This window comes from Pseudofrankia coriaricola (assembly GCF_001854805.1).
GTDB lineage: Bacteria > Actinomycetota > Actinomycetes > Frankiales > Frankiaceae > Pseudofrankia.
On sequence record NZ_MBLO01000200.1, the window covers coordinates 1 to 1,119 of the forward strand.

Consider the following 1,119-nt stretch of genomic DNA (forward strand, 5'->3'; position numbering starts at 1 on the left):
CCAGGGCTTCGGCGAGGTAGCTCACCGCGTTGGTCTGTCGCAGGCTGTGACGAGGAGTGGGAGCACCCGGTCGCGGTTGGCAGCGACCTGCTCGAGTGTTTCCTTTACCTTTCCGATCTTGTTGAGGCGGATGACTCCGATGGCCAGGTTCCGGAAGCTCGCGAGGGCGTGGTTGGTGTTTCCGGTGTAGGTGGGGTTGGTGTCCTCGTGCCAGGCGGTGTCGCGTGGGAAGTGTAGTTTGTTCTCGATTTCCCAGTGCCCGCGGACGTGGGTGTGGAGATATTGGGCGGTGGCGTGGGTTCGGTCGGTGCTGGAGAGGATGAGGGCGTATTCGCGGCTGACGCGGACTCTTTGGAGGTCGAACTCGTCACGACGGATGATTCCGGCGGTGGCGGCGTGCGGGAATTCGATCCCGTCGGCGGTCGTGGCCCAGGTCTGCCACATCTTGATCCGGCCGTGGCCGCGTTCCTCGACCTCATGGTGGGGCGGTTCCTGGAGAAGGGGAAGGATCCTTTCGAACGTCTGCCGTTCCAGCGTCGGCTGGTTTCCCTTTGCTGTCATGATGTAGTCCATCCCGGCCTTCACGAGAGTGCGGGCGGTGTCGTGCTGGGTGTGCAMGGCGTCGAGCGTCGCGACCGGGCGGCCGGGCATCGYCGGGAGTTTCTCGATCAACTCCTCGACCTGTGTGATCTCGTTGGTGTCGTCGGGGACGYGGACCTGGGCGACGACGAGACCTCTGCCCTGGAGCATCGCGGAGAGCAGCTTGACCTGTGTGTTCTCGCCCGACCAGGCTCCCCGCAGGACCTTGCCGTCGATCGCGAGGGCGATCACCTCGCCCTGCTTCCACGTCGTCTGCGCGAACAGCCAGGCGCCGAAGGCGACGTCCAGGGCGTCGACGTCGATCGTCTTCAGGAGCATGCGGACTGTCTTTTCGGAGGGCGTCCGGTAGATCCCGCGGAAATGGTCGTGTGGTGCGCCGAGGCGGGCGAGCAGCGGTTGCGACAGGTCGGCGATTCTGCTGCCGAGTTCGCGCAGGCATTTCGCGCCCGTCAGCGTCGCAACGAGCGTCGCAGCCAGCACGAACGACATGCTGTAGATCTGTCCACGCTGGTCTCGGGG

Annotated in this window: 1 protein-coding gene; it reads right to left on the minus strand. The window is 64.9% G+C overall.

All coding sequences use genetic code 11. The features are described from left to right. Nucleotides 1-21 precede the first annotated feature (21 nt). Nucleotides 22-1,119, minus strand: a 1,098-nt coding sequence (locus BCD48_RS22005; RefSeq protein ID WP_131804084.1) for an ISAs1 family transposase, incomplete at its 5' end; no start/stop codon positions are given.